The organism is Labilibaculum sp. DW002 (assembly GCF_029029525.1).
GTDB lineage: Bacteria > Bacteroidota > Bacteroidia > Bacteroidales > Marinifilaceae > Paralabilibaculum > Paralabilibaculum antarcticum.
In genome coordinates, this window is record NZ_JAKJSC010000010.1 from 93139 (window position 1) to 118281 (window position 25143).

Genomic DNA, 25143 nt, shown 5'->3' on the forward strand with positions numbered 1-25143 from the left:
ATCTGTAAAATCGTATAAGAAAATATTAAAATACAATAATTACTATGAACGGAAAGGTGACATGTTTTATTCCTTTTGGAACAAAGGAAGAGACCGAAATTACAATCAATGAGCTAGTGAAATCAGATTTGGTAGCTGCGATTTATGTTGTGGGTGGCGATGCTCAAGTAGAGGCTGAAGGTGTTAATGTTTTAACATCAGAAACCTTATCACACGGAAAAACAATTCATGCTATTGCTGAGAAATCAGACTCTGAATATGTTTTCATCTACACAAAAACAAGTGCTTTAACGATGGGGCAATTGGCTTTGGACAGATTTATGAAAGTAGCCAAGGATACAAATAGTGGTTTGGTGTATTCGAATTATCGCGCGATAAAAAATGGCGTGGTCGAAAATTGCCCAGTAATCGATTATCAGGAAGGAAGTTTGAGAGATGATTTTAATTTTGGATCGGTTCTTTTTTATGATACAAAAGTATTAAAAGAAGCTGTGAAGGACGTTGATACTACCTTTCGTCATGCAGGATTGTATGAGTTGCGTTTGGCGATGGCTGCCCGATCAGAGTTTATGAGGATCCCAGAAGTATTGTACACCGAAGAAGAAATGGATACAAGAAAATCGGGAGAGAAAATATTCGATTACGTTGATCCTAAGAATCGCGCAGTACAAATAGAAATGGAAATTGCTTGCACTGAACATTTGAAGAGAATTGGAGCTTTTTTAGCACCAAGATTTGATAATGTTGCTTTTGAAGAAGGTGATTTTAAAGTGGAAGCTTCCGTGGTAATTCCGGTTCGCGATCGTGTAAAAACAATCGAGGATGCGATTAAATCGGTATTGGCTCAAAAAGCAGATGTTGATTTCAATTTAATTATTGTAGATAACTACTCTACAGATGGAACAACTGAAATTATTCAAAAATATGCTGCTATAGATAATCGTATTATTCACATTATTCCAGAACGAAAAGATTTGGGAATTGGAGGCTGTTGGAATGAGGCCGTAGCTCATGAAGCTTGCGGGAAATTCGCCATTCAGTTGGATAGTGATGATTTGTATGCTGGTGAAGACACTGTGCAAAAAGTTGTTGATGCATTCTATCGAGAAAACTGTGCCATGGTGGTTGGAACTTATCAGATGGTGAACTTTGCATTGGAAGAAATTCCTCCTGGAATTATTGATCACAAAGAGTGGACACCTGAAAATGGAAGAAATAATGCACTTCGTATTAACGGATTGGGTGCGCCTCGAGCATTTTACACACCAGTATTACGTAAGAATCCGATTCCAAATGTAAATTACGGTGAAGATTATGCTTTAGGATTGGCCATTTCTCGTAATTATCAAATTGGTAGAATTTACGATCCAATTTATCTGTGTCGTCGTTGGGATGATAATTCTGATGCTTCTTTAGATATCGAAAAAATGAATGCTCATAATACTTACAAAGATCGTATTCGTACCATCGAATTGAAAGCTAGAAAATTGTTGAGCCAGAAATAGATTAAAATACATGATTTAGATTCTGTGTAACTCAGTGTTCTCCATGGTGAAAAAAAATTAACCACAGAGTGTACTGAGATTCACAGAGAAAATAAATAGGAATACTGAGGTAATATTAGTGCGAAACTCTAAAATAGAAGAATATGAAGAATAAGGTTTGGTGTGTTTTTGCCGTTTTATTGATCTTTTTAATTGCTTGCAAAGGAAAAACCGTAAAAAGTGAGTCGCAGGAAGTCAGGAAAGAAATTCATCTTTCTGATTCTACAGATCATGAAATCTTTAATTCCATTCGGAAAATAGCAGGATCGATGTCTATCGATTCTTTATCATTGAATGATCGGGTAATTGAAGTGGCAAAAATGTTTATGCAAACAGCTTATGTTGGTGGAACATTGGATCGAAATGAGAAAGAACAGCTAGTTGTTAATTTTCGGGAGTTGGATTGTACAACTTATTTAGAGAATGTTATTGCTCTATCAAATGCATTAGCTAAAGATTCGGTTCAAACGGATGATTTTTTGAATGAACTTGAAAACCTGCGTTACCGAAATGGCAAATTGACTGATTATTCTTCGCGATTGCATTATTTTTCCGATTGGATTTATGAAAATGAAAAGAAAGGAATTGTAAAGAATATTACAACTGAAATTGGTGGTGAGAAATACAATCAAACCATCAATTTTATGAGTACACATGTTAATTCATATCCTGCCTTACAAGCGGATACTTCATTGGTGGAAGAGATCAGGAAGACCGAAAATGAAATCAATAAAAGAGATATGTTTTTCATCCTAGAAACCAATATTCAACAGCTCGAGGATCAAATTCAAAATGGTGATTTAATTGCCATTACTACTAAAATTAAGGGATTGGACATATCCCATGTTGGTATTGCTATTCATGTGAATAACCGATTGCATTTGATGCATGCTTCGAGCAAAGCTAAAAAAGTAGTGATTTCAGATATTCCATTGGCAGAAATGCTAATGCATAGTAAATATCAATCGGGAATTATGGTGGCCCGATTGCAGTAGGCTATAACCTGACAGAGTCGAAGACCTGTAAGCGTTAAATGATTTAATTTAACAAAGGGACTATAGAAGTATGTTTTGTTAAGATATTGGAAAAGAATGAATGTAAACAGCATAAATAAATTAGAGAATTTATTAGAGGAGAAATCTTCTACACAGATATTAGGGGATTTTCTGAACAATCAGCTTAAAGATTGGCCTTTAGCAACAGGAAACTACAAGGGATTGGAAAAAGTTGAAGAGAAAGAATTTCAGTTTGATGATTTCAAAATTAAAGTTCAGTTTAATCCTGAAAGAATAAGATCATCTGCAGCAAAAGTAGATCAAAAGAGTATTGAAAATCGAGCTTGCTTTTTGTGTACCGATAAACTTCCTAAAGAACAGGGTGGTATCGCTCAAGGCGATGATTTTGTTATTTTGGTAAATCCGTTTCCGATCATTCCACAGCATTTTACCATTCCAAAAATAGATCATGTCGATCAGAATTTTGAAGGGAATGTTTCAGGAATGTTGTCTTTGGCTAAAAACATGCAAGGATATACCTTGTTTTATAACGGACCAAAGTGTGGTGCATCAGCTCCCGATCATATGCACTTTCAGGCAGGGAACAAAGATTTTATGCCAGTAGAAACAGAGTATACTGATTTGAAAAAAACGCAATCGGAACTTTTGACTGATTCGGAAAAGTTTGAGATGAGGGCTTTCCCAAATTATCTAAGAAAGATGATTTCCATAGAATCAGAAAATGGAAAAGAAATGATGAAGGCGGTTTCTGTTTTTTATCGAACTTTTTCTGCTATGCAGCCTGAAGAACAAGAGCCAATGCTAAATGTGATTTGTTCTTATGTCGATGGCAAATACATAATGCATCTGTTTCCACGAAAATTGCATCGTCCATCGCAATATTTTGCCGAAGGCGAACAGCAATTGCTCATAAGCCCTGCATCGGTCGATTTTGGAGGAGTGTTTATTACTCCGCGCAGAGAAGATTTTGAGAAAATTACATCGGATGATATTGTAGATATCTTCAAACAAGTAAGTGTTGATGAAGCTTTTTTCAAGAAACTATGTGCTTCGGTAAAAAAGAATTTAGTCTAAGATCTTGCATTTTCTATGAAGGAATAGGAATGTAAGCCGAAGGAACGCAATTGTAGCCGGAAGGAATAGGAATGTAAGCCGAAGGAATGCAATTGTAGCTGGAAGGAATAGGAATGTAGGTTGAAGGAATGCAATTGTAGACGGGAAAAATAGGAATGCAGCTTGGAAAAATGCAATTGTAACTGGAAGCAATGCAACTGTAAAATGCTTTTACTACAAATCAAACTTTAAGTAATTAAAAGAAATATGACCAATACCATACGACAATATCACGATAAGGATTTTGATGAAGTTTTGGCTTTGTGTCAAAACACATATAAGTTCGATTCTATTACCAAAGAATTACTCCACGAGAAAATCTACGATGATCCTTTTTACAATCCTGAAATTATTTGGGTTGCCGAGGAAGGGGCTGCTATTGTAGGATTTTTAATGGGAACCTGTCGAATGGATATTCGAGGAGTGAACTATGGCTATGTAAAATTAATGGCGGTAAGTGAAACTCATCAAAGAAAAGGAATTGCAAGAAAAATGTATGAATTACTGGAAAACGAATTGCGTTTAAGGAAAGTAGATGTAATGCGTTTGGGTGATGTTCCAATGAATTATTTCATGCCAGGAATTGATCCAAGATATACGCCAGCACTTTGCTTTGCTATGCGAATGGGATTCAATCGTTTTATGGACACTTCTAATCTGGTAGTCAATTTGTCTGATCGGGAATGGTCGGATGAAAAGAAGATATCGACTTTAAAATCGGATGATATTGAAATTTGTCGTGCAACAATAGAAAATAAGGATGAATTGATGGACTTTGTTGCTGAGGAATGGAAATTATGGCAATTTGAATTAGCGATGGCCTATAAATCAGATCCGATTGCTATTCATGTAGCTAAGTTAAAGGGAAAAATAAAAGCATTCTCGGCACACAGCGCAAATAATAAAGGCTTACCATGGTTTGGCCCAATGGGTACACATCCTGATTTGCGCGGGAAAGGAATAGGAAAGGTTTTGTTGTATCGCTGTTTGGAGGATTTGAAAAACTTGGGCTACAAAACAGCTATTATTCCATGGGTAGGACCAATCGATTTTTATTCTCACCATGCAGGAGCTGTTGTTGAAAGAGTATTCTGGAGATATGAGAAAAAACTATCATAAACAGAACGTCAAATAAACTATAATATGAAAGAGCCACAATTACGGGTAGGCATCATGTACGAGCCTAAAATCTCATTTACATTAAATGGAATTTACATACTTCAACAAAATGGAGAAGAATATACAGGAAAGCAAACTGCCAGCTATATAAACGATAAGATAGCTTTTGATGGTCTTGTGGATGAAGAACTGATTTTCTATCCTAAATTCTACGAAGAAGGATCTTTCGATCTTTTTGATGTAACGATTGGAATTAAATTTCATTGGGAGCGAAAAGAAGATCAGCGTTTCAAAGGAGCATTGCACTTTATTTGTGAAGATGAAAAATTGACTGCCATCAATGTTCTTTCTCTCGAAGATTATTTGGTGAGTGTTATTTCATCTGAAATGAGTGCAACGAGCAGTATGGAATTGTTGAAAGCTCACGCAATTATCTCCCGTTCTTGGTTAATTGCACAGGTGATAAAGGGTGCAGAGTTAAAAAAATCAGAAACCAATTATCAAAGTATTGCAGAAACCGATGAGGAATATATTCGTTGGTACGACCGCGAAGATCATGTGAATTTTGATGTTTGTGCAGATGATCATTGTCAGCGTTACCAAGGCATTACCAAGCAATCAACAAAATTGGTAGTTGATGCAATTGAAGCTACTCGTGGATTGGTTCTGACCAGTGAGGGTGAAGTTTGCGATGCTCGTTTCTCGAAATGTTGCGGTGGCGTTGCTGAAACTTTTGAAAATGTTTGGGAACCTGAAAATCATAAATACTTGCAAGCGGTTATTGATAATCCGAAAATTCCTGCAGGATATGATATGAATCTGGAAAATGAAGAAGCCGCAGTAAAATGGATTCGTACTTCTCCTGAAGCATTTTGCAATACCACCGATAAGGAAATTCTTTCTCAGGTTTTGAACGATTACGATCAGGAGACCATGGACTTTTATCGTTGGGAAGTATCATATACACAAGGTGAGATTTCAGAATTGATAGAACGAAAAACGGGCAAAGAGTTTGGACAAATTATTGATTTAATACCTGTTGAGAGAGGAGAGTCTGGGCGTTTAATCAAATTGAAAATTTTAGGGACAAAGCGAAGCTTGGTGATTGGAAAAGAATTGGAAATACGTAAAGTGCTTTCTGAATCGCATTTGTACAGCTCCGAATTTGTTGTTGACAGAGTAGGTGAGGAGAATGGTATTCCAGCTAAATTTATTCTGAAAGGTGCTGGCTGGGGGCATGGCGTTGGCCTTTGTCAAATTGGAGCAGCCGTAATGGGAGCCAATGGTTATTCTCACAAAGAAATTTTGCTTCACTATTTCAAGGGAGCAAGCTTAGAAAAACGTTATTAATAAATTGAACTAAGTCAGGATGAGCAAACGAAACAGATCACCATGGGCATGGATTCCATCCCTTTACTTTGCTGAAGGGCTTCCTTACGTCGTGGTTATGACAGTGGCAGTCATTATGTACAAACGTTTGGATATTTCGAATACGGACATTGCACTTTACACCTCTTGGTTATATCTGCCATGGGTAATTAAACCATTTTGGAGTCCATTTGTCGATATTATAAAGAGTAAGCGATGGTGGATAATAAGTATGCAATTACTTATAGGAGCTGCATTAGCCGGAGTCGCTTTTACAATCCCAACGACAAACTTTTTTCAGGCCTCACTTGCTTTCTTATGGCTCTTAGCATTTAGTTCTGCCACACACGATATCGCTGCCGATGGATTTTACATGCATGCTTTAGATGAAAATAAACAAGCTTTCTTCATCGGTATCAGAAGTACGTTTTATCGAATTGCCATGCTTACAGGACAGGGACTTTTAATTATTCTAGCGGGCTATTTTGAAAAAACAAAGCTGCTTGGGAGTACTGAAAATAACATTCCAATGGCATGGTCATTAATGTTTTATATTTTGGCTGCCGGCTTCTTGCTTTTTTGTTTGTATCACAAATTTGCACTTCCATATCCTCAAGAAGATGAGGATAGAGAGGTGAAAAGTTTTTCCGGAGTATTTACTGATTTTGCCGAAACTTTCAGGACCTTTTTTATCAAAAAGGATATTTTGAAAATTGTAGGTCTGATTTTAGTATATCGTTTAGGCGAATCACAATTGGTGAAAATGGCTTCTCCTTTTCTTCTCGATCCAAAAGAAGTAGGTGGTTTAGGACTTACCACCAGTAATGTTGGGTTAATATATGGAACCATAGGAATCATTTTTCTAACTCTAGGAGGTTTATTGGGAGGTTATATGGCTTCCAAAAATGGCTTAAGATACTGGTTGTGGCCAATGGTAATTGCTATTAATTTACCAAACTTGGTGTATGTTTATCTTTCCTATGCCTTGCCCGATTCTTTCTTTTTGATTTGTGCTTCGGTTGCCGTTGAGCAATTTGGTTATGGTTTTGGTTTCACGGCCTATATGCTTTATCAGATTTATGTGTCGGAAGGAAAACACAAAACGGCTCATTTTGCATTTTGTACTGGTTTAATGGCTTTAGGAATGATGATTCCAGGTATGATGTCTGGTTGGTTGCAGGAATTGTTGGGCTATCAACACTTCTTTGTTTGGGTGATGATATGTACGATTCCAAGTTTTATTATGGTGAAATTGATTCATGTAGATCCTAAGTTTGGTATTAAATCAGATGATCATGAGAAATAGAATTGCGTTTTTAGGAGATAGCCTAACGAATGAAGGAAATTGGCAAGAATATTTTCCCAATCAAGAAGTTGTAAATTTTGGAATGTCAGGTGAGAAATCAGAAGAAATTATTTCTCGAATAGATGAGGTGACTTTATGGAAACCTTCAAAGATTTTTCTGATGATGGGGATCAACGATCTGGGGGATGGTTTAAATTGTGAAGAGATTCTTAAGAATTATCAAATCATCTTGTCAAAAGTAAAAGAACATAAGGAGATTGAATTGATTGTTCAAAACCTTTTACCTACTAATGATACAATGTTTAAGAGTGGCAATTTTGATAAGATGGATATTTTGGATGTTAATCTTCACTTGAGAGATTTATGCGAAAAGGAAAAGGTCACATTTGTAGATTTGTATACAGCTTTTTCAACCTATACATACCAATTGATAAAAGATTATACGAGCGACGGTCTGCATTTAAATGAGGCAGGTTATAAAATATGGAAGAATTGCTTGCAATCAGAAAATCTTATCTAAAATCTCAAAAAGATGGAAAAAACGGAACGATTAATGGCTTTGGATGCCTTTCGAGGATTAACCATTGCAGCTATGATTACTGTAAATACTCCAGGAAGTTGGGGGCATGTTTACGCTCCATTGCTCCATTCTAAATGGCACGGCTGTACGCCAACCGATTTGGTGTTTCCTTTCTTTCTATTTGCTGTTGGTGTTGCAATGTGGTTTGCTTTCGGAAAATTCGATCATAAATTAAGTCCCGAGGCAGGAAAGAAAATTCTGAAACGTACTGTAATAATTTTTGGCATTGGGCTCTTGCTAAATGCGTTTCCATTTGTGCATATCAAATTAGAAAATTTGAGAATAATGGGTGTTTTGCAAAGAATCGCCTTGGCTTATGGAATAGGAAGTTTACTTTGTTTGTGGTTGAGCAAAGTTCGTTTGGTAATTGCCTCACTGGCTATTCTAATGGCATATTGGGGCTTGGTTTTTTTCCTTGGCGGTGATGATCCATATAGTTTGGAAGGAAATCCGACAATGGCTTTCGATAGCCTAATTCTTGGTGCAAGTCATATGTATAAGGGATTTGGAATTACTTTCGATCCGGAAGGATTGTTTAGTACTCTTCCTGCGATTGCAACAGTGATTCTTGGATATCTTTCAGGATTTTTAATTGCGTCAACCGAACGAAAGAAGTTGGTTGGGAAGCTATTGATGTTTGGTGCATTAGGTGTTATCTCTGGCTTAATTTGGAGCTTAGGATTTCCTATTAATAAACCAATATGGTCTAGTTCTTATGTTGTTTATACGGCAGGTTTAGCTCTTTTGGTTTTAGCTGTAATGATATATCTAATCGATATTTTGGATTATAAAAAATGGGCTCATCCTTTCTTGGTTTTTGGTATGAATCCGTTATTCATTTATGTTCTCTCAGGAGTTTGGGTGAAAGTGATTATTTATTTGATTCACTTTTCGAATGAGACAGGAAATTCGATAACTGGATATGCTTGGTTGTATAAAAATGGATTTGCTTCTTGGGCGGGAGAATTAAATGGATCATTATTTTTTGCATTGGCACATATAGCTGTCTATTGGCTCATTGTATTATTCCTATATCGTCGGAAAATATTTATTAAAATATAAAAGAAAAGCTTCGGAATTAATCCGAAGCTTTTTCATTTAAATTCCATTTTGTACTTATTCGTACAACCAGTATTTTTTTGATGTTCCTAAAAATGATTCTTTTGGTGCAGACCATAGTTCTTCAATATCTTTCACCAGAAAGTTTTCTGTAAATCGCATTCGTATTTCTTTGCTGCCACATACTTTGTCGAACATACTTAATCGTGATGCTTGACACATTTCAAAAGGATTTTTAGTGGGATTTAATTTGTGGCATTCTTGCATCACATAAAATTGAATGAGTGAAATTGGTGTTTTTTGAATATCCGTAAAATGCAATTGAACTCCATGAAGCATAATGCCTTTTCCTACAGAATAGTATGGTTTGTAGTGTACAGGTCGAAATAGAACACCTGGAATGTCCAGATTATTTAAGTTTTCTGATAAATCATCAGCATTAATCCATTCTGCAGCAAATAATTCGAATGGTTGCGTGTAACCTACGCCAATCGAAATGGTATACAACTCACCAAGTATGCCTGATGCTGCATAGTAAATTGCACTCATCGAATTGGGAATGTGTGGCGAAGTAGGTACCCACGGCAAACCAGTTTCCTTAAAAGTCAAGCTTCGATTCCATCCATCCATAGTGATAACTTGCAACTTACATTTCTTGCTATCTTTTAATAAGCCTTCTTCGTTCAAGTACTTTGCCAATTCTCCACAAGTTAGTCCGTATACATATGGGATAGGAAACTGACTTACAAAAGATATTTGGCTGGGTTCAACTAAGGGACCTTCAATTTTTATTCCTCCAAAAGGGTTTGGGCGATCGAGTACAATAAATTCTACATCATTCTCGGCGCATGCTTCCATTAGCAATCCCATGCTACTGATGTAGGTATAGGAACGTACTCCGATATCCTGAATGTCATATACAATTGCATCTAGACCTTTTAGCATTTTAGCATTTGGTTTTTTTTGCTTTCCGTATAGAGAATAGACTTGGATACCCGTTTTTTTGTCGGTGTATGTTGCGACTTTCTCGCCAGCAGCATGATCTCCTCGTATGCCATGTTCAGGACTGAAAAGAACTTTAACCTCTATATCGTTGCAAGAGTGAAGCAAATCAATAGTCGACTCTAGATTCTTATTCACCCCCGTAGGATTGGTGATGATTCCAATCTTTTTTCCTTTAAGAATAGAATAGTTGGTTTTTTGTAGTACATCTATGCCTGTGTCTACCTTTTGAGCAAGGATTAGTTTTGTGGAAAATAATATTTGTACACATATTAAAAGAAGGAAGCATACTGTTCCTGCATAAGTTCGTAATGTATTGTTATTAATCATGATAACGGTTTTTTAAGTTTATGCAATTTTGACACTTGTTTTCTGGATTATTCTATTGCAAAACTAATAAATTTTATATTTTTGTAACATGTATGACAACTTAATAATTCTAACAATATCATTAAATGTTTAAGTCGTTATTTTTTGTTTCCTTTTTATTGGTTGCGAGTTGTCAGAAATAAACAAAACAAATTTAACCTTTTTAATTGAGATGAATTTACTCTCATTAGTCAATTTACGGAGGAGAAGTTTTTGGATGTTGTGTCCAGAAGAAGTGAATAATTATTTCGGTAATTGGACTTGTAAAATGAACGTTATATATAACTACAATGAATAGAAAAGTAATAATTGGATTACTAATGCTATTGGTTTCATTTGGAGCAATGGCAAAAAAGAAATCTCCGAAAAGAGAGATGCGTGCTGTTTGGGTGGCAACAGTCGCTAATATTGATTGGCCATCGAAAACAGGGCTTTCGGTTGAGAATCAAAAAAAGGAAATGATTGCTCTTTTGGATCAGCATAAAAAGAATGGAATGAATGCCATTATTTTTCAGATTCGACCAGCTACCGATGCTTTTTATCAATCTCCATACGAACCATGGTCACAATGGTTGAGTGGCGAGCAAGGTATTGCTCCCGATCCAATTTACGATCCGCTTGAATTTGCAATAGAGGAATGTCACAAGAGAGCAATAGAATTACATGCATGGCTGAACCCATACAGAGCTATCTTTGATGATGCAGTAACTAAAACGGATTCGATGCACATCACGAATGTTCATCCAGAATGGTTTTTAAAGTATGGGAAGCATAGGTATTTTAACCCTGGTTTGCAGGAAACTCGTGATCATTTCGCTAAAATTGTTGGAGATGTGGTTAGAAGGTATGATGTGGATGCAATTCATTTCGATGATTATTTTTATCCATATAAAATTAGAAAAACTCCCTTTCCAGATTCTTTGGCTTTTGTGAAAAATGGTGGTGAATTTTATCCAGATAGGATTGATGATTGGAGAAGAAATAATGTAAATCTTGTAATCAAGCAAGTTAGCGATACCATTAAATCGATAAAGCCATGGATGCCGTTTGGAATTTCTCCGTTTGGAGTTTGGCGCAATAAGGATATGGATAAATCTGGCTCGAAAACAAAAGCAGGACAAACCAATTACGACGACTTGTATGCGGATGTGCTTCTTTGGCTAAAAAATGATTGGATAGATTACGTAACTCCTCAAATCTATTGGCACATTGGTAAAAAAGTAGCCGATCATAGAATAATTGCGAAATGGTGGAGAAAAAATTCTTTTGGCAAGCCCTGTTATATTGGTCATGGTGCGTACCGGTTGAATTCTAAATCGAAAGTAAAAGCTTGGCGGAATTCAGATCAAATCATTAGACAGATTCGAATGGTTCGCAGATTGAAAGGGCTTGATGGAAGTATGTTTTTTAGCTCTAAATCTTTCACGAAAAATTTGGAAGGAATAAACGAAAAACTAATTGACAATGTATATGCTAACATGGCAATTGTTCCTGAAAATAGAAATATTAAAGCTATTGTTCCAAATATTCCAGTAGGAATTAAATTTAATCAAACGAATAGCTCTTTAGAGTGGGATGGTACTGATTTAGCAAAATTATATGTGGTTTATAGATTTAAGAAAGGTTCTAAGGTAAATTTAAATCATGCCAATAAAATTATTGGCCTAACTGTTAATTCTAGTTTTAAGTTGAATGAAGAAGATAAGGGATATAAATACGTGGTAACATCTCTAAGTAGAACCAATACGGAAAGTGATCCATCTATGGAGGTAATCCGATAATTATCAATTTTTTATTTGTTGAGTTGAGAAAAATTTAAAAATAGAGCTAGTGAATATTTGGATTGTTTTTAGTGTTGTCTTTGGATATTTTGGACTATTGATGCTTATATCATGGATCACTTCACGTAATAGTAATAATGAAACTTTTTTTACTGGAAACCGAAAATCTCCATGGTATTTGGTAGCATTTGGTATGATTGGTGCTTCCTTATCGGGTGTTACATTTATTTCTGTACCTGGTGAGGTTGGCAATACGGCCTGGAGTTATTTTCAGTTTGTATTGGGAAATTTTGTTGGCTATTTTGTGGTAGCTCAAGTGTTGATACCACTTTATTATCGACTTAAATTGGTGTCGATTTATTCCTATTTAAATCAACGATTCGGTATTGGTACTTATAAAATAGGATCATTTTTCTTTTTAGTGTCCCAAACAATTGGGGCATCTTTTCGTTTGTTTTTGGTGGCTGGAGTTCTTCAATTAGCTTTTTTTAATGCTTTTGGCATTCCTTTTTGGGTAACTGTATTTATTACTATTTTACTGATTTGGGCTTATACTTTTCGGGGTGGTATTAAAACCATTGTTTGGACAGATACATTGCAAACACTATTTATGCTAGGTGCTGTTATTATTACGATCATCGTAATTGTTAAGGATTTGGATCTTAGCACTCAGGGTGTTGTTCAGGTAATTGGTGATAGTGAGTTTTCCAGTGTCTTTAATTGGGATTGGCGATCTCCTCAAAATTTCTTCAAACAATTTTTTGCAGGTATTGCTGTAGTAATAGTAATGAATGGTTTGGATCAGAATATGATGCAAAAGAATTTAACTTGCAAAAATACCAAAGAAGCACAAAAAAATATTTATTGGTTTAGTTTATCTTTTGTATTGGCTAACCTGATGTTTTTGTGCTTAGGAGTTTTGTTATATGTTTTCGCAGAACAACATGGAATAACTCTTCCCCAAAAAACGGATGATTTGTATGCTTTTCTCGCATTAAATCATTTTGGATTAGTAACAGGAGTTGTTTTCTTATTGGGTATTACGGCGGCAGCCTATTCTAGTGCAGATTCAGCATTGACTGCTTTAACAACTTCCTTTTGTGTCGATTTCTTGAAAGGAGAAGTAACGCAAAAAAAGAGGTTGGGAATTCATTTAATGTTTTCAGCTATCATGTTTGTTGTGATTGTGGTGTTTAGCATGATAAATGACCAGAGTGTTGTTACTGCTGTGTTTAAAGTGGCAGGTTATACATATGGTCCTTTGTTGGGCTTGTTCGCTTTTGGCTTGGGAAGTTCACGAATTGTGAGAGATAAATGGGTTCCGTTAATTTGTGTATTATCACCAATTATAACTTATATGATAAGTACTTATTCAGAGCAACTTTTATGGGGATATAGATTTGGGTTTGAATTGCTGATTGTAAATGGATTGATCACTTTTCTGGGTTTGGTTCTTATTTCTGAACGAAAAAGGATGGTGATGTCTAATACCAAATCAACATCAAGATAAATCTAATAGAAAAAATATTTGGTTAATTAAGTGAGGAAGTAAAAAGGAGTTTGGTTTATTATAATCAAACTCTTTTTTAAATTGTATTGTAGCACTTTACTTACATTCATATATTGCACCGAGCAATGCATCCTGTGATGCTCCAGTAACAGAAGGTAAATTTCCATGTAGCTTATTTATTCGTTGCATAGCAAGCCAGGCGAATGCTATTGATTCAACAAGTTGTACCGAAACTCCAAGTTCATCTGTTGTAGATATTTTGACATTTGGCATGTGATGTTGTAGTCTTTCCAGTAGGTAATCATTATATGCTCCACCTCCACAGGTATAAATGGCATCAAGCTTAGGAGCTGATTTTATCGCAGAATTGGAAACTGTAATTGCAGTTAATTCAAGTAGAGTTGATTGGACATCAACATCCTGATAAGTTGGTAATCGTTTGAGGTGATTATTTAACCAGTTTAAGTTGAATAATTCTCTTCCGGTGCTTTTTGGGGCAGGTTTTTGAAAGTATTCTTCTTTTAGCATACTGTCTAATAACTTAGGAATAATTTTTCCGGATCTGGCCCAATTTCCTCCATTGTCAAACTTTTTATTTTGGATTTTGTAAATCCAGGAATCCATTAAACAATTCGCGGGACCGCTATCAAATCCAATTGCGTTTTTTTCTTGATCTGCAGTAATTGTTAGGTTTGCAATTCCGCCCAAATTTAGAATTCCTCTTTTTTCCTCGTTCGAATTCAGAAAGGCTTGATGGAAAGCAGGTGCGAGAGGTGCACCATTACCTTCCAAAGCCATATCCATTCGTCTAAAATCGGTTACTGTGGTGATTTTTGTTTTTGCAGCAATTAAATTGCCATCACCCAGTTGCATTGTGAATGGATACTTTGATAATGGAGAATGAAAAACGGTCTGCCCGTGACAGCCAATGGCTTTTATTTGGGAATGATGAACACCCGCTTTTTTAATTAAATTATTTGCCGTTTTGGCGTAGCATAGTGCTAGTTGATGATCAATTTCTCCCAGTGTAAGTAGATCGGTTTGGAATGTTTTTATTAATTGATCTAATTTTTCTTTTAGCTCAATTGGGAAATCTTCCGAATGATTTTGGAGTACATTCACTTTTCCTTCACTGAAATCTACTAAAACAGCATCGATACCATCCATGCTTGTTCCTGACATTATACCAATGTATAAATCCATCTGATTGATTATGAGTTTGTAATGAAATACATAGTTGAAATAGTTCTATTAATTAATTGGCTATATATAAATTATAGGAGATGTTAATTTTACAGTTTACTAAGAGGTTTTTGTTTGTATTTTTCATTAAATACTTGAATCGCATCGTAGATTCCTTGATGAATAGAAATTCTAATATTTTTTTCATAAATCTGACGACTTGCTCTTGTTGGGTGAACTCTATTGGATAGGAAAATATATAGCAAATTATTTTTAGGATCCATCCATGTAAAGGTGCCCGTAAAACCAGAGTGTCCGAAACTTTCTGTACTCGCTGAGTAAGCTGGGTAGCACTTCTCAATAGATAAGGTATCATTTCCAAGTATAGGTTTATCAAAACCTAAACCACGTCTATTGTTATTGTCTGGAAATTGAATTTTGGTAAATTCTTTCATTGTCTCTTCAGAGATATATCGTTTTCCTCCATACTCGCCCATTTGTAAATACATTTGCATCAGCTTTGCTAAATCATTTGCCGTTGCAAATAGACCTGCATTTCCTGATATACCACCCATCATTGCACAACCTTCATCATCTACATATCCATGCAACAGAGTATTACGAAAATAATCATCATTCTCTGTTGGAATAATTCTAGAGGCAGGATAGTTATTGTGTGCGTTAAAATCTATCGTATACGCACCTAAAGGTTTGTAAAATTCTTGTTTTAGATAATTGGGATATTCTTTATCGGAAATATTTTTAATCATTTCTGGAAATATAAAATACGCTAGTCCTGAATAGCGATATTCTTTTTTATCCAATAAGTCTGATTTTTTAATGCTTTTATATATTTTTTTTCTGTAATTTTTGTTTAAATACATTTTGGGAGCGACTTCAACGGAATATTTTTTCGTCTTTGTATAGCTGAAAATGTGTTTTTTGAAGTTTTTTTGCTCATCAACTGTGCTACTCCAAAATGGAATCCATGGGGTTAGTTGAGCTTGATGAGCAAGAACATCCCGAAATAGGAGGCCAGCTTTATTAGATCTTTCAAAATCTTTCCAGTAAACAGATAATTTTTCATCTAAATCGATTTTGCCTTCATCTACAAATCGCATAAGTGCAGGAAGTGGTCCTGTTATTTTTGTAACCGATGCCAAATCATAAATGTCATCGGAGAGTACCGGTTGCAATTTTGCGTAAGTGTGAAATCCAAAACATTTGTGGTAAATCACTTTTCGGTCTTTAGCTATTAGTATTTGACAACCTGGGAAAGCATTGTTATCAAGACCAAGTTGAGCAACAGAATCAATGGTTTCATTCAGTGTTTTGGAATCAATCCCTGCCATTTCAGGTACGGTATATTGAAATCGGATTGTTTCATTTGAGGTATTATCAGTTTCATTCTTGGATTCTTTGTCAGTTGTCGGTCTACCTTCAGAACAATTAATGCCTCCAAAAATAATTTGAGCTGCAACTTTTTGAGTATCCTCTGTATTCGTATTTGAAAATAGTATGGTTGATGCACATTTGAAAATAGGGAGGGATTCTAGTTTTTCTAGTGAACCAAAAATGGAAAGAATAATATTTGGATAAACCTCTAGCTTAGAAAATAAATTTGAGAACTGTTGTAAGTTTTCAAATGAAATATCGTGAATACTTAATATTAAAATATCATTATTCTTTAGTTGGAGGTCACCTGTTTCATAATTGACTGATATAGAGTCAGTGTTAATTGTGATGCAACTAATACGAGAATATTTATTAAGTGTTTTTTGAAAGGAAGAAATTGTAGTTAGAGTGTCTATTGATAAAGAAATAATTTTCGTATTGCCTAATTCTTTAATAGGAATGAGTCTTTTTGTATCTTTAATTATGTTGACGGACGAATTGATCTTTTGAATTCGGTTAATTATAGAATCTATATTTTCAGTATTAGATTTTACTTCGATAGAATCAATTGTTTGTGCTGTTGAATTTAGAATTGAATAGAATAGAATTAGGGAGAGGATTATTGCGTTTTTCATGATCAATTTTAAATAAAGAGGAGAAATTCAACGATCTGTTTAATGAAGTTTACTCCTAAAATTAATATTTTATATGTATAAATTTCTACCAGAAATAGCACATCTATATTTGATGATATTCTTGATCTCAATTCATAAACTTTGTATTTACTATACAAATATAAAGTAATTACCAACATGTAATACATCTTACATGGTGATTTTTTGTATAGGAGGTTTTTACAAGGATTTTTTTCATCATTTAATTCAACTATTTTTGATTTATAACATTACAAATAAGAAATATTTTGTCGAATTATTTTCATGGCAAGAGTATTTGTAATGGGTTTTATTCTATTGATAATTAGCCTTCAACGACACATTTGGATTTTTTGAGAATAATTCCCATTAAATTGTGTAATGAAAAATTATATGCGTGATTTAGTAATAGGACTAATGTAAGTTAGGAGTGTTGATAGTGTGGATTCTTTATAAGTTCCAGTTTATTAAAAGCTGTTTTTGGAGTTTGCTCTAGATCTGAGAGTTGACTTGCTTGCTGTTTTTTCGGATTGTATCATTAATTTTTAGATAAAGTAGTTAGTTGTTAGTAGATTCTCATATCTAATTTATGAAATGATCTACTGACCATTAAAGAATTAATTTGATTTTGTTTTAGAAAGATTAATATATTATTGTTTCCTATTGTTTAGTATATTTTTGATTGGTGTAATTGGTTTGATAAGAATATTGTGAAACATGTGGCTAATTATCTTGCAATTTAATTTTAGAATTCTATATTTGTATAGATGTAACATGTAATACCAATTCATTATTTAAAAATGAAACACTTTCTTTTTGTTATACTTTTTGTAATTGCTTGCTCTTGTACTAATGAAAAGCAACTTTTGATGGAAGCAAATAATATTTCCCAGAATATTAAAGACCAATTTGCACCAGATGGAAGAGAGGCTATTTATCATACGACTTTTTACTTCAATAATAATAAATTGATAATAAAGGGTGAAACAACTGTACCTGAAGCTAAACTTGCTTTGTATTCAGATTTAGATGAATTGAATTATAATTTGGTGGATAGTCTGGAGGTATTGCCAGAGAAAAGTTTGAAGGACAAAAATTGGGGTTTAGTAAATTTGAGTGTGGTTAACCTTAGAGCTCATTCCAGACATTCAGCAGAGCTTGTTACGCAGGCTATAATGGGAACTCCGGTGAAGGTTTTAAAAGAAGAGCATGGTTGGTATCAAATACAGACGCCAGATCGATACATTGCTTGGGTGGATAGGGCTGCAATTGCGTTAAAAAATGAAGAAGAAATAGAGGCTTGGAGAAATTCGAATAGGATAATTTCTATTCCTGATTTCAAGTTAGCGAAGGATATAAAGCAAAAAGAAATTGTTACCGATTTGGTCGCAGGTTCAATAATTGAAATTGAGAGAGAGAATCAGGATACTTATAATCTCATTCTGCCAGATGGGAGGAAAATACAAATTGAAAAATCGAATTGTGAACTGTTTGCGGAATGGAAAGATAGAGAGATAAATGATGCTACTATTTTAACTAAAACTGCAAAGCAGTTTTTTGGAAGACCTTATTTGTGGGGAGGTACTTCGTCGAAAGGAGTCGATTGTAGTGGCTTTGTTAAGTCAGTTTACTTTATGAATGGTATTATACTGGCACGTGATGCGTCATTGCAATTTCTTCATGGAGATACAATTTCCGTTGATCAAGGCTATTCAAAATTATTGGAAGGAGACTTGGTGTTTTTTGGGCGCGCTAAAACAACTGAAAAACCAATGAAAGTTACTCATGTTGGAATGTATGTGAGTAAAGGAGAATATATTCACTCTTCAGGTAGGGTTAGAATTAATAGTTTCGATCCTAAAGCTGAGAATTTTAATAATTACAGATCGGTTACCTGGTTGGGTGGCCGGCGAGTATTAACTAGAGTCGGAGAACCTGGGATCATTAGAGTTTCAGAACACCCGTGGTATTAAGAGAACAAAAGAAATGGCAATAGACAGAAGAAAATTTTTAGGAAATACAGGCTTGTTGGCTGGAGCGGCATTATTGCTTCCTACGATGAATTCTTGTGGGGGAATTGGAACTGGTAAATCAAGAAAATCAGGAAAAGGACTGACGCTTAGCTTTGAACCCTATGAATTGCAGTTAAAACATGTATTTACGATTGCTTCTTTTTCTCGTACAACTACTCCGGTTATGCTAGTCAGAATTGAGTTGGATGGAGTTGTTGGTTATGGGGAAGCTTCTATGCCCCCTTATCTAGGTGAGTCTCACGAAACTGCAACTAAATTTTTAAGCAGTTTAAAATTGAATCAATTTTCTGATCCATTTCGCTTAAATGAAATTCTAAGTTATGTCGATTCTGTTGCTGAAGGTAATTGTGCTGCAAAGGCTTCTATCGACATTGCACTGCACGATTTAATTGGAAAATTATTAGAGAAACCCTGGTTCGAAATCTGGGGATACAATCAAGAAGATACTCCCGTAACTACTTTTACCATTGGAATGGATAAGCCAGATGTGGTGATAGAGAAAGTAAAAGAAGCTTCTCCTTATAAAATGTTGAAAGTGAAAATTGGTAAAGGTACCGATGAGGAGATGATTAATACAATTCGCAAAATTACAGATGTGCCTTTGTGCGTTGATGTTAATCAAGGATGGAAGGACAAACATGAGGCATTAGATAAAATTCATTGGTTAAAAGAAAAAGGAGTTGTGTTTGTTGAACAACCAATGGATAAGCACAATTTGGATGATATGGCATGGTTGACACAGCATAGCCCTTTGCCAACAATCGCAGATGAAGCCATTCAACGTTTGGATGATGTAGCAAAATTGCATGGCGCATATTCTGGTATCAATATTAAATTGATGAAGTGTACAGGAATGCGAGAAGCGCATAAAATGATGAATGTAGCCCGTTCATTGGATATGAAAGTGATGATTGGATGCATGACGGAAACGTCTTGTGGTGTTAGTGCGGCAGCACAGCTGTCGCCTATGGTAGATTGGGCCGATTTGGATGGAAATTTATTAATATCAAATGATCCTTTTAAAGGTATTGAGATTCTCGATGGGAAAGTAATTTTGCCCAACCGTTCGGGAATTGGAGTGATGAAAATATAAGTAATTTTTAATTATTTCTTGCTAATCTAAATTTAACACTATGAGAAAAATTGCATGCTTTACGTTAATCATGCTTCTTGGCTGGCAGGTATCCTGGGCACAGGATTTGCTTGTGACAGGTACAGTTACAAATAGCGATAAAGTAACCTTACCAGGGGTATCAATTGTCAAAAAAGGAACTACTACTGGAACCACTACCGATATTGATGGTAAATACGAATTGAAAGCAGAGGTTGGCACTACCTTGGTTTTTAGTTTTGTTGGTATGGAACCTCAAGAGATTGGGTTTACAGGACAAAAAATTGTTGATGTAGTAATGGCAGCTCAGTCAATTGGAGTTGACGAAGTTATTGTTACAGCTTTGGGTATAAAAAAGAGTAAAAAATCTTTGGGGTACGCAGTTCAGAATATTAAATCTGAAGAATTACTTGCTGGTAACCAAAGTAATATGGTTAACTCATTGCAAGGAAAAATTGCAGGAGTAAGCATTAATAGTTCTGGTGGATCTCCAGGAGCTTCGTCTATTATCATGATTAGAGGTGGTTCTTCGTTGAGTGGAAATAACCAGCCTCTTTTTATTGTTGATGGATTACCTATCGATAACTCTACCAATTCGAGTTCTGAAGTTGCTAGTGCTAACCGTGCTTCGGATATTAATCCAGAGGATATAGAATCTATATCTGTATTGAAAGGTGCTACAGCCGCAGCTCTTTATGGTATTCAAGCAGCTGAAGGTGCTATAATTATTACTACTAAGAAAGGTAAAACTGGAGAAGGCAAAATTTCATTCTCTTCTACATTATCTGTTGATAAAGTTTTAGATACTCCTGATATTCAAAGTGCTTATGGGCAGGGAAGTTACGATTACAATAGTGATGGTGATATTCTTGGTTATGATGCATCACCAGGAATACATTTACAGTCGTGGGGTGAGGAAATTCCTAATGGGACTCCTACTTATGATAATATAAGTAATTTATTCGAGACAGCAATTACACAAAAATACAATGTTAATTACTCAGGGGGTAATGAACAAACTAATATATTTGCTTCTGCATCTTATTTAGATCAAAATGGGGTTATTGAAAATACAGGTTACGAAAAATTGAATCTTACTTTCAACGCACAGTCTAAATTTAGAAAAAACTTAACTATTGGTGTCAATGCTAAGTATATTAACACTCAAACTGAAAGTAATAAGCAGGGTACTTCTTCGGGAGGTTCTTATATAAGTATGCTTAAATATCCAGTTACCTACGATGCACGTGATTATGCAAACGAAGATGGTACGCAAAAGATATTTATGGATTCAAAAGAAGATCAAGAATTTGATAATCCGTACTGGAGTCTTAATAATTCCCCTAATAATGATAAGGTTGATAGATTAATTGGACAAGTTAATTTGAATTACAAACCTTTCGATTTTCTTACTATTTCTTATCGTATTGGAACCGATTTTTATTCTCAATTTAATAAAAAAATTACCGATTTTGGTTCTCTTATTAAAGGTAGATCTGATGGTCATCTTAGACAGTACGAGAAGAATAGTCGTTTAGTGACCTCTACACTTCTTGCTATGTTCAATAAAACCTTCGATGAAGATTATTCTATTGACGTTACTTTGGGACAAACAGTTGACGAAAAGAATGTAAGGACAACTTATACTGGAGGTAATAAGTTTCAAGCTCCTGATATATATAGTGTGTCAAATATTGCTGCTGATGACCAAACTCTTTCTGAATCTAAATATAGAAGAAGAAGTATGGGTGTTTTTGGTGAAGCTAAATTTGGTTGGAAAAATATCGCATTTTTAAATGTAACAGGAAGAAATGACTGGTCTTCTACTTTACCGATTGGAGATCATTCATTCTTCTATCCATCTGTAGGTACTTCTGTTGTTGTTTCCGATCTTCTTAAAGAATTTGATACTGATATAACTTCTGATAATTTCCTTTCATATCTTAAATTGAGAGCTACTTGGGCACAAGTTGGTAAAGATGCTAGTGCCCATATGTCAGAATCTTATTTAACACTACGTTCATGGCACTATGTTCCCGTTTCTGATGGTTATACTTGGAATTCAGATCAGGCAGGTAATCCAAATTTGAAACCTGAATTTACCACTTCATTTGAAATTGGTATGGATGCTCGCTTTTTGAAGAATAGAATAAAGTTAGATTTTAGTTACTACCATAGTTTATCTGAAGATCAGCTCTTGAATGTGAGACTTCCGCCGGCTGCAGGGGCTTATATCGCTCAGCTTAATGGTGGATCTGTTAAAAATGAAGGATATGAAGCTTTAGTTAATGTTTCATTATTTCCTAGATCGAGTGAATTTCAATGGGATATGTCTTTCAATTTTGCAAAAATGGAAAGTACTGTTTATGACCTTCCCGGTGAATTAGTTGAGGTAAATAACGATCAATCGTGGACATGGAATAGCACAGCTTTAGGTGCTGCTGTTTTGGATGGTAACCTTTTCGGATTAAAGGGTAAAAGACCAAAGAGAAACGAAAATGGTGATAGGATAGTTAATAGTGATGGAAATTATTCTCTTGGCGAGGATATCTTTCCGGATGTTGATCGTATGCCAGATTGGACCATGGGGATTATTAACTCAATGTCGTACAAAAATTTTAGGTTGTCATTCCTTTTAGATATGAGTATAGGTGGCGATGTTTATAATGCTACCAATGCAGCTTTAACCTATTATGGTTTAAGTACTACCTCAGAGGATAGATCTATGACCGAAACAATTATTTTGGACGGTGTTGTGGAAAATGGTGTAGATGTGGATGGAAATTCGATTTATGAAAAAAATACGACTCCTATTATAAAGGATCAGAATTATTATCAAGACCAGTATTCTCAAAATGCAGAGAACTTTATTGAAGATGCTACATTTGTTAAGCTTAGATATGTAACGTTATCTTATAATCTTCCTAAGACTCTTCTTGATAAGATTGGTTTCGATAGAATGGAAGTTTTTGCTACTGGTAGAAATCTATTGATGATTTCTGATTACTCAGGTGTAGATCCTGAAATAGCTTCTTTTGGTGCCTCTGTTAGTGGTTCTGGAGCTATAGGTCTTGATAACTTAAGTACTCCTAATACTAAAGGTTTTGATTTAGGTGTTAAAATTAATTTCTAAAATTGCAATAAATGAAAAACTTAAATATAATTAACGGATTTCTAGTTTTACTACTGTTAGGAGGATTGGTTTCTTGTTCCGATGATTTTTTCGATGTTAATGAATCGGAAACAAAACCATCGAACATGTCTTTGCCACCTCAACAACGATTGATGGCTACAATAGATAATACTACTGGCTTTGGCCAAAGTAGATTATCTAGAGAGGGAACTGTACTCTCTTATCATATTACTGAAAGAACAACATATTATTCAAGATGGAGTTGGAGGACGGTTTCTTATGCTGCTGAGCAATATCTATATACTAATGCTCTTCCAAACACTGCCGATTTAATTGTCTTAGGTGAAGAATATAATTCGCCTCATTTTTCTGCTGTTGGAAAAATATTGAGAGCGTATCTTTTTTCGATGGTTAGCGATCAGCTTGGTGATATAATAATGGATGATTCTTATGATGCTAAAAATCAGCTTATTCTTACGCCTGAGTTAAATTCGCAAAAGGAGGCTTATATAGGAATACATAAGCTTATCGATGAAGCTCTTTTAGATTTTGATAAGCCAAATGCTATAGATCTTAATGTAATTGGTACAGATGTGATGTTCCAAGGAGATATTTCGAAGTGGAAGAAATTTGCCTGGGCTCTTAAGGCTCGTCTTCTTAATCACATGACTGCTAAGGAATCAGGTGATTTTAAGTATGATCCAGCGGCTGTTGTTGCTGCTTGTGGAAAAGCTATGAGTACAAATGCAGATAATGCCAAAAGACAATTTACTGGTGAAGAGACTCAAAATAATATCTACCCATGGTCTGATACTGAAGGTGGTGATGTTGAAGGTGCTTTTGATTCTCGTGCAGATAATTGGTCGAAGTTTTTTGTTGACAATCTAAAAGATCCTTTGTTGTTAAATAATGAATCTGTTCCAGATCCACGCCTACCTCTTATCGTACAACCTGCTTTAGATGCAGAACTTTATGGTTTAACAGGTTTAGATATGTATCAAGGTGTTCCAATGGGAACGTATCGTGAAAATGGTTTTAACGGTGTAAAAGAGACTGTAGATTTTGTTGCTGGTGATATCAATCCGTATACGGGAGTTGTTTTTACAGAGGACACTAAAATGGTTATGGATTCAACAGAGTATTTTTCTAGAGGACATCAATATGGTAAGCCTAATGGTCTGTTTTATACGAGCCCAAATTCTGATTGGTATATGATTACTTACGCAGAATGTAAATTTATTGAAGCTGAAGCAAATTTTAGAAATGGCGATAAAGCGGCTGCTTTTGCTGCATACAAAGAAGGTATCGAGGCAGATATGTCTAATATGGGTGTTGATGCTGGTGATATTTCTGATTATTTGACTCATGTTGATAATATTGGTGCTGCGAATATTACTCTAGAGCGTATCATGACTCAAAAACATATTGCAACAGTAATGAATCCTGAAACTTGGGTTGATTTGCGTAGAGTTGAGTACGATAATACTTTTACAAGACTTAAGAGACCTCAAAATCTTAATGCTAGTATATTCCCAATTTCAGGTGATGAAGTTGATGGTAAAGAAGTGTGGATTCGTGCTCTTAAATATGACAATAGAAATATTGAGAGAAATTCAGCTAATTTGCCTGATAATGATGATGCATCGCGTTTCCCAACTAGAGTTTGGTGGAACACTCCTGATGCTGATGATGTAGTTGATCTAACGAACTAATTTTTATAACCGTCTAGTTTTTAGAGGCGGTTGTATTTTTAGAAGAGAATAAGGCGGAGAATGGGGCAACAACCTTAAATTATAAAGTTGAATTTGCCTTAGCCGCAAGTTAGCATCATAAAGTGTAGAGTATCTACTGTGCACTTTATGATGTTTT

Annotated in this window: 17 protein-coding genes; 14 read left to right on the forward strand and 3 right to left on the reverse strand. The window is 35.1% G+C overall.

The window, feature by feature from the left end:
• Nucleotides 1–44 precede the first annotated feature (44 nt).
• The 8 genes from L3049_RS20615 (at nt 45) to L3049_RS20650 (ending at nt 9108) form a co-directional block, all read left to right on the forward strand.
• Nucleotides 45–1505: a glycosyltransferase family 2 protein gene (locus tag L3049_RS20615; RefSeq protein ID WP_275111726.1), complete on the forward strand. Its 1461-nt coding sequence runs from the start codon at nt 45–47 to the stop codon at nt 1503–1505.
• A gap of 143 nt (nt 1506–1648) precedes the next feature.
• Nucleotides 1649–2539, forward strand: a complete 891-nt coding sequence (locus L3049_RS20620; protein WP_275111727.1) for an N-acetylmuramoyl-L-alanine amidase-like domain-containing protein — start codon at nt 1649–1651, stop codon at nt 2537–2539.
• 96 nt (nt 2540–2635) lie between these two features.
• Entirely contained in the window at nt 2636–3634 is a 999-nt protein-coding gene (locus L3049_RS20625; RefSeq protein ID WP_275111728.1) for a DUF4922 domain-containing protein, read from the forward strand.
• Nucleotides 3635–3880: 246 nt separating this feature from the next.
• Nucleotides 3881–4792, forward strand: a complete 912-nt coding sequence (locus L3049_RS20630; RefSeq protein ID WP_275111729.1) for a GNAT family N-acetyltransferase — start codon at nt 3881–3883, stop codon at nt 4790–4792.
• Between the two features lie 24 nt (nt 4793–4816).
• Nucleotides 4817–6142: a SpoIID/LytB domain-containing protein gene (locus L3049_RS20635; protein ID WP_275111730.1), complete on the forward strand. Its 1326-nt coding sequence runs from the start codon at nt 4817–4819 to the stop codon at nt 6140–6142.
• 19 nt (nt 6143–6161) lie between these two features.
• A complete protein-coding gene (locus L3049_RS20640) occupies nt 6162–7466 on the forward strand; it encodes an MFS transporter (RefSeq protein ID WP_275111731.1) in 1305 nt (434 codons plus the stop codon).
• Nucleotides 7456–7986: a GDSL-type esterase/lipase family protein gene (locus L3049_RS20645; RefSeq protein WP_275111732.1), complete on the forward strand. Its 531-nt coding sequence runs from the start codon at nt 7456–7458 to the stop codon at nt 7984–7986. The genes L3049_RS20640 and L3049_RS20645 overlap by 11 nt, the downstream gene beginning before the upstream one ends.
• A gap of 12 nt (nt 7987–7998) precedes the next feature.
• On the forward strand, nt 7999–9108 hold the full coding sequence (locus L3049_RS20650) for an acyltransferase family protein (RefSeq protein WP_275111733.1): 1110 nt from the start codon (nt 7999–8001) through the stop codon (nt 9106–9108).
• Between the two features lie 54 nt (nt 9109–9162).
• Here the strand turns inward: L3049_RS20650 and L3049_RS20655 are convergent, their stop codons facing one another.
• On the reverse strand, nt 9163–10437 hold the full coding sequence (locus L3049_RS20655; RefSeq protein WP_275111734.1) for an exo-beta-N-acetylmuramidase NamZ family protein: 1275 nt from the start codon (nt 10435–10437) through the stop codon (nt 9163–9165).
• Nucleotides 10438–10766: 329 nt separating this feature from the next.
• On the opposite strand from L3049_RS20655, the gene L3049_RS20660 reads away from it, so the two are divergent.
• A complete protein-coding gene (locus L3049_RS20660; RefSeq protein WP_275111735.1) occupies nt 10767–12257 on the forward strand; it encodes a glycoside hydrolase family 10-like protein in 1491 nt (496 codons plus the stop codon).
• 49 nt (nt 12258–12306) lie between these two features.
• The gene (locus tag L3049_RS20665) at nt 12307–13767 is read left to right on the forward strand and encodes a sodium:solute symporter (protein WP_275111736.1); all 1461 of its coding nucleotides are present in this window, start codon (nt 12307–12309) and stop codon (nt 13765–13767) included.
• Between the two features lie 96 nt (nt 13768–13863).
• Here L3049_RS20665 and L3049_RS20670 read toward each other — a convergent pair whose 3' ends face one another.
• The gene (locus L3049_RS20670; RefSeq protein ID WP_275111737.1) at nt 13864–14970 is read right to left on the reverse strand and encodes an anhydro-N-acetylmuramic acid kinase; all 1107 of its coding nucleotides are present in this window, start codon (nt 14968–14970) and stop codon (nt 13864–13866) included.
• 89 nt (nt 14971–15059) lie between these two features.
• Nucleotides 15060–16979 (reverse strand): serine hydrolase domain-containing protein, encoded by a 1920-nt coding sequence (locus L3049_RS20675; protein ID WP_275111738.1) that lies wholly within the window; start codon nt 16977–16979, stop codon nt 15060–15062.
• An 887-nt stretch (nt 16980–17866) separates the two neighbouring features.
• Between L3049_RS20675 and L3049_RS20680 the strand changes: the two genes are divergently transcribed.
• From L3049_RS20680 to L3049_RS20695, 4 genes are read left to right on the forward strand one after another with little or no spacing between them, the layout of a single operon-like run.
• Nucleotides 17867–18970, forward strand: coding sequence for a C40 family peptidase (locus L3049_RS20680; RefSeq protein WP_275111739.1), 1104 nt, complete (start codon nt 17867–17869; stop codon nt 18968–18970).
• A 13-nt stretch (nt 18971–18983) separates the two neighbouring features.
• Nucleotides 18984–20123 (forward strand): dipeptide epimerase, encoded by a 1140-nt coding sequence (locus L3049_RS20685; RefSeq protein WP_275111740.1) that lies wholly within the window; start codon nt 18984–18986, stop codon nt 20121–20123.
• Nucleotides 20124–20163: 40 nt separating this feature from the next.
• A complete protein-coding gene (locus L3049_RS20690; RefSeq protein ID WP_275111741.1) occupies nt 20164–23274 on the forward strand; it encodes a SusC/RagA family TonB-linked outer membrane protein in 3111 nt (1036 codons plus the stop codon).
• Nucleotides 23275–23285: 11 nt separating this feature from the next.
• Nucleotides 23286–24986, forward strand: coding sequence for a SusD/RagB family nutrient-binding outer membrane lipoprotein (locus L3049_RS20695; protein ID WP_275111742.1), 1701 nt, complete (start codon nt 23286–23288; stop codon nt 24984–24986).
• The last annotated feature ends 157 nt before the right edge of the window (nt 24987–25143 follow it).